The sequence below is a fragment of the Sphingorhabdus sp. genome (genome assembly GCF_044354325.1).
GTDB lineage: Bacteria > Pseudomonadota > Alphaproteobacteria > Sphingomonadales > Sphingomonadaceae > Sphingorhabdus_B.
This window is the reverse complement of sequence record NZ_JBILAF010000173.1, coordinates 1-6,156: the sequence shown is the minus strand read 5'-3', so window position 1 is coordinate 6,156 and position 6,156 is coordinate 1. Positions and strand designations below refer to the sequence as shown.

Sequence of the window (6,156 nt, the reverse complement as noted above, 5' to 3'; positions counted from 1 at the left end):
AACCACCTTCACGCTGGCCAGCAGTCGCAGCAAAAACTGGCGTACCGTTGGCGTTTTCACCGATAGCTACGTTGTTCTTGATTTCCGACTTCATGTACGAACCAAATACATACAAGGCCAACTGTGGAATTGGCTGATATGAAATCGAACCATCAACACCGTATTTGTCGACATTGCCGAGGTTACGATACACGTTCTGGTCCAGTTCTGGATCATAAGCCGAAGCCAAACGATTCTGGAACTTCGTCAACCAACCCGAAAGCTGTGCCTGGATGTTACCCGAACGGTAACGAACGCCAAGATCAACGCTGTCTGTCGTTTCTGGAGCAGGACGCGCACGTGCGGTCGTGATCGGGAAGAAGAACGCGTTGTACAAGCTGTCTGTACCTGGAACCGAAAGGCCCTGTGCAAAGCTTGCGAACATGCTGAATTCAGGCGTGAACTTGTAGTTGAGGCCTAGATTTGGCAAAATCTTGTCATATTTGAAAACGCGATTTTGTGGACCAGCCTGCGTTGGGTTGAGCGTTGCGTTCAGGGTGTTCTGGTTCGCGTCGCCGAAGCACTCAACAAAGCCACCAGCTGAGCTGGTGAAGCAATAGTTGGTCAGGTCGCGCTTGAAGAACGGTGCACGAACACCGGCGGTCACGACCAGATTGCTGTCCAGATATTCACCGCGATATTCGCCCGAAACCTGCTGCAAAATTGCATAGGACAGACGATTGCGCTTTTGAAGCGTTACGCCGTTGGCTGCAACTTGCGGGGCATTCACTGGGAAAACGTCCAATGGCTCACCATTGACGTCCAACAAGCCAACTTCGCCCGTCTGACGGTGACGTGCACGGTCAAAGGTGTAGGCAAGACGAACCGAATGCGCATCGTTGATTTCATAACGCAGCGAACTGATGACGCCATAACGATGCGTTTGGGTCTGGCTTGGTGCCATCATGGTAACCTGATCAAGGATATCACCATCGCCGTTCAGATCCTTACCAAAGAATGGCGAACCCCCAAGATATCCAGCCTGGCAGTTTACACCAGCACCGCTTACCACAGTAGTGCAGTTTGCTGCTGTGCCACCAGTCGGATCGATGTCGCGAGGTGCTTCACGTGCAGTAACGGTGCCACCGCCATTTGCCTTTACGTACTGATAACTTGGATCGACGGTCAACGTCAGCTTTTCACCGAAACTAAATTTCGACGCACCACGGATGCTTCCGGTGTTTGACGGGTTAAAACGACGGTCGAATTCCGTGCCGCATGATGTTGCCGACTGTGCCGTACCCGCAACTGGGGTTACCGTAGTCGAGCAAGGGAAGTTAATCAGATATTCCCGTTCATCATTGTTCGCTGGGAAACGGTTGGACGAAGCGGCACCTACAACACGGCCGGCGTCGTTGCGCAAAGGCAGCGAGCCGAAGAAGTTGTTGCGGTTTTCATTGTAGCTACCAGAAATCGCAATGAAGTCACCATCGCTGCCGATTGGCTGGTAAATTTTCCCGTTATACTGTTGCTTGTCGACGACGCCGTAATTGTTGAACGGGTTATCGTTGGTCGCCTTTGAAGCCGAGAAGAACGCACGTGTACCGAACGACGTCAGGTTGCCGGTGTTGATCATGGCAAACAGGCGCTCAAAGTTAAAGTCGCCGAGCGAAGCCGAAACCTTAACGCCGAAATCTTCAGTCGGTGTCAGAGTGCGGTAGTTGACGGTGCCGCCAACAGCCGATGCTGTAGGGCTGTCGACGTCAGTCGTACCAAGGTTAACATTGACCTGTTCAATCAATTCAGGGTCAAGCTGTTGGTTCGAATAGATGGCGTAGTTGCCGGAGTCATTCAACGGGATACCGTCAAACGTCAGCGAGATACGCGACGAGTCAAAACCACGGATGTTCAGCGTACCGCCCGACGAGCCATATGCATCGTTGTTCTGGAAGCTTACACCTGGAATTACGTTGATGGTGTCGAGGATTGTCTGACCTGGGTTCTGACGTTCGATCAGCTCTTGCGTAAGAACGGCCTTTGCCTTGGTCGAGTCAGGTGCCTGAATGCCGGCAACGTCCTGCGAACGCGAACCGGAGACGACGATTACTTCTTCTTCGAAATCGACTGAACCAGTCGACTGCGCGAATGCAGCGCTTGAAAAGCTGCAAATGGTAAGTGCAACCGCACTTGCCGCAAGCTGATAACGAATTTTCATTTTTAAAACCCCTTTGGTTTTCACATGCCAATTCACAAGCAACCAAGCATTACGCTCGAATCGTCCGTATGAATTGAACCGTGCCATCCCCTTGGGGCCGATGAATGACAGTAAAATGACACCCCGCCCCGCAGATGATTCGCCCATAACCGACAGCGTCGGACAGGCAAACTATTGCAGTGCAGCAACCTGTGTAAATTGGCCTATTAAAACATTTTGTTAAGACTTGTGGCGCGTTTGCCACAGTCAGTGGAAAATGCGCTTATGCGGCATCCTCTTTGGTCGATTTCGCCGATTTTGCGTAAACGAGGACCGGCGTCTTACGACCTTCGACCACATCCTTGTCCACGACGACCTCGTCGACACCGTCAAAGGTCGGAAGATCAAACATCGTATCCAGCAAAATCGCCTCCAGGATCGACCGCAGTCCACGGGCACCTGTCTTGCGTTCAATCGCTTTCTTCGCGACCGCTTCCAACGCTTCATCGGTGAAGCTCAAGCCGACATCTTCCATCTCGAACAGCTTGCGATACTGCTTCACGAGCGCGTTTTTCGGTTCCGACAGGATCTTGACGAGCGCGGGGATATCCAGATCTTCCAGCGTCGCAGTGACCGGCAAACGACCTACGAACTCCGGGATTAAGCCATATTTCAGCAAATCTTCCGGTTCGACCTGCTTGAGGATTTCACCCGTTCCGCGTTCATCAGGATCAGCGACATGCGCGCCAAAACCAATCGACTTGCCTTCAAGACGATTGGCAATGATCTTTTCAAGCCCAGCGAACGCGCCGCCACAGATGAACAATATATTCGTCGTATCGACCTGCAGGAATTCCTGCTGCGGGTGCTTACGCCCGCCCTGCGGAGGCACACTTGCGGTTGTGCCTTCCATCAGCTTCAGCAACGCCTGCTGAACGCCCTCACCGCTGACGTCGCGGGTGATGGAGGGATTTTCTGCCTTACGGCTGATCTTGTCGATTTCATCGATATATACGATGCCGCGCTGCGCCTTTTCGACATTATAGTCGGACGCCTGCAGCAGCTTCAGGATGATGTTTTCAACATCTTCACCGACATAGCCAGCTTCGGTCAGGGTTGTCGCGTCGGCCATGGTGAATGGCACGTCAAACGTCTTTGCCAAAGTCTGGGCAAGCAAGGTCTTTCCGCAACCGGTTGGGCCAACGAGCAGGATGTTCGACTTGGCCAGTTCAACTTCGGCGCCTTTGGCGCCATGGTTGAGCCGCTTATAATGGTTGTGCACAGCCACCGACAGGACACGCTTTGCCTGCGGTTGACCAATGACATAGTCGTCGAGAACTTCGCATATTTCACGCGGTGTAGGAACTTCACCTTCCTTGCGGCCGGTAAGCGCTCCCTTGGTTTCTTCACGAATGATGTCGTTGCAAAGCTCAACGCACTCATCACAGATGAAAACGGTCGGGCCAGCGATCAACTTGCGGACTTCGTGCTGTGATTTTCCACAGAATGAGCAATATAAGGTGCTCTTAGTGTCGGATCCGCTTAACTTCGTCATAATATGTCCTGCTACCACGCCGAAACGGGTCGTACTTTATTGAACCAACATCCTAAAGATGCGTTCCAATTTGGCAATAGCCCAAAATGGGCTGTGCCATCTTGGCAAAGGCTTGAACGCGATTGCTAACGCAATCAGTCTGCACCTGCCTCAGAATTAAGCGGACGCTTGTCAAAGACTTCGTCCACCAAACCAAATGCCTTGGCTTCGTCGGCTTCGAGGAACGTGTCGCGATCCATCGCTTTTTCAATGTCCTTCAACGGCTTGCCGGTATATTTGGCGTACAAATCGTTCATACGCTTGCGAATGCGCAGGATCTCATTCGCCTGAATTTGAATGTCGGATGCCATACCACGCGCGCCGCCCGAAGGCTGGTGGACCATGATACGCGAATTGGTCAGCGCAACGCGCATGCCGGGCTCACCCGCTGCCAACAGGAAGCTGCCCATCGATGCGGCTTGTCCGATGCACACTGTCCCGACCTTAGGACGGATATATTGCATGGTGTCATGAATCGCCATACCAGCAGTGACAACACCGCCCGGCGAGTTGATGTACATCCAAATGTCTTTCTTTGGATTGTCCGACTCAAGGAACAACAGCTGCGCGGTGATAACCGACGCCATATTGTCCTCGACTTCACCCGTCACAAAAATGATCCGCTCGCGCAAAAGGCGCGAAAAGATGTCCCAGCTCCGCTCTCCGCGGTTCGATTGCTCGATAACGACGGGAACTAGGGCTTGTACCGGATCAAATGGGACGTGCATGAAATACCTCTGGGCTGTTCTGTTTTTACGCTGATGCCTACATCGGCGCGGGCAGACAAAGTTTCAAGCAGGAAAAGGTTAAACTGGCATGCAATCCACAGAGAGTTCACCAAAAATGCGCTGCGATTGAGGGGGGTGACATCGATTAGTTGTTAAATTTTGAATGATCTGGCCATTTAAAAGCCAAATGTGACGCACATCAACGCGACGGAAACAAAAAGGCCCCGGAATCCCGAGGCCTTTTCGTTTATCCAAAACTGGACGATTATTTCTTAGGCGCAGCCTTTTTGGCAGGAGCCTTCTTGGCCGCTGGCTTAGCTTCGTCCGCGTCCTTCTTCGGAGCAGCCTTCTTTGCAGGTGCCTTCTTCTTGGCCGCTGGCTTTGCGTCTGGTTCAGCTTCAATCGCTGCTTCAAGAACGTCCTTGGTGACGGTCTTTTCCGTGATCGTCGCCTTGTCGAACAAGAAATCTACAACCTTGTCTTCAAACATTGGCGCACGCAGCTGGGCCGCTGCCATCGGGTTTTCCTGCAGATACTGCACAAAACGCTGACGGTCTTCAGGGCGATATTGCTGCGCAGCTTGCTGCACCAACATGTTCATTTCCTGTTGGCTGACTTCGACGCCATTTGCCTGACCGATTTCGGAAAGCAACAGACCAAGGCGAACGCGGCGGACGGCGATATCGCGATACTCTTCGCGCTCGGCTTCCATTTCCTTCTTCGCAGCTTCGGCGTCTTCTTCGCGGGCAGCTTCCTGCTCCAACTGCGCCCAAATTTGTTCGAATTCTGCTTCGACCATCGATGGCGGCACGTCAAAGTCATGATCCGAAGCAAGCTGATCAAGCAACTGGCGCTTCATATACGTGCGGGTCAGGCCGTTATGTTCTTGCTCAACCTGAACCTTCATCAGTTCACGCAGCTTGTCGATACCTTCAAGGCCGAACATCTTGGCAAGATTGTCATCCGCTTTCGCTTCGACTGGCTTGCGTACTTCGGTGACGACGATGTCAAACGTCGCGGCCTTGCCCTTCAGGTTTTCGGCATTGTAATCTTCGGGGAAGGTTACGTTCAAAACCTTCTCGTCATTGGCTTTGACGCCAACGAGCTGGTCTTCGAAACCGGGGATCAGCTGGCCTGAGCCGAGCTCAACGGCCATGCCTTCGCCCTTGCCGCCTTCAAATGGAACGCCGTCAACCTTGCCTTCAAAGTCAATGACGACGCTGTCGCCCATCTTTGCGGCATATTTCTTGTCAGCCGCTTCAAAGCTCTTTTGACCTTCAGCAAGCTTCAGGATCGATTCGTCTACCTGTGCGTCGCTGACTTCAACCGTCAGGCGCTCAAGCGTGATGCCATCGATCGACGGAGCTGTAATGGCGGGCAGGACTTCGAGATGGAAATCAACAACCGCGTCTTTGCCGGGCTCGTACCCATTGTCGAGATGCACGTGCGGCTGAGTCGCAGGGCGCAGCTTGTTATCCGAAATCGCCTTTTGGACGCCTTCTTGGATCGAACTGTTCAGCGCGTCCTGAAGCAACGAATCCTTATGCATTTTCTTGACCAGATTGGCTGGAACCTTACCAGCGCGGAAACCGGGCATACGCACCTGAGGCGCGATTTTCTTTACCTCGGCATCGATGCGTGATTCGACGTCTTTCGCGGTA

At 52.7% G+C, this 6,156-nt stretch carries 4 protein-coding genes; all 4 read right to left on the bottom strand.

From position 1 onward, the window contains the following. The coding region (locus tag ACIQ0G_RS10950; protein WP_397577930.1) for a TonB-dependent receptor at nt 1-2,194 on the bottom strand (2,194 nt) is incomplete at its 3' end. Between the two features lie 262 nt (nt 2,195-2,456). Next, on the bottom strand, nt 2,457-3,728 hold the full coding sequence (clpX, locus tag ACIQ0G_RS10945) for an ATP-dependent Clp protease ATP-binding subunit ClpX (RefSeq protein WP_324476879.1): 1,272 nt from the start codon (nt 3,726-3,728) through the stop codon (nt 2,457-2,459). A gap of 134 nt (nt 3,729-3,862) precedes the next feature. After that, on the bottom strand, nt 3,863-4,495 hold the full coding sequence (locus ACIQ0G_RS10940) for an ATP-dependent Clp protease proteolytic subunit (RefSeq protein WP_183941028.1): 633 nt from the start codon (nt 4,493-4,495) through the stop codon (nt 3,863-3,865). Between the two features lie 265 nt (nt 4,496-4,760). Further along, on the bottom strand, nt 4,761-6,156 hold a 1,396-nt coding region (gene tig / locus ACIQ0G_RS10935; protein ID WP_397577929.1), incomplete at its 5' end, for a trigger factor.

Excerpts from the sequence above, each read along its gene's own strand:
- clpX (WP_324476879.1), bottom strand. The coding sequence starts at position 3,728 with ATGACGAAGTTAAGCGGATCCGACACTAAGAGCACCTTATATTGCTCA.
- ACIQ0G_RS10940 (WP_183941028.1), bottom strand. The coding sequence starts at position 4,495 with ATGCACGTCCCATTTGATCCGGTACAAGCCCTAGTTCCCGTCGTTATC.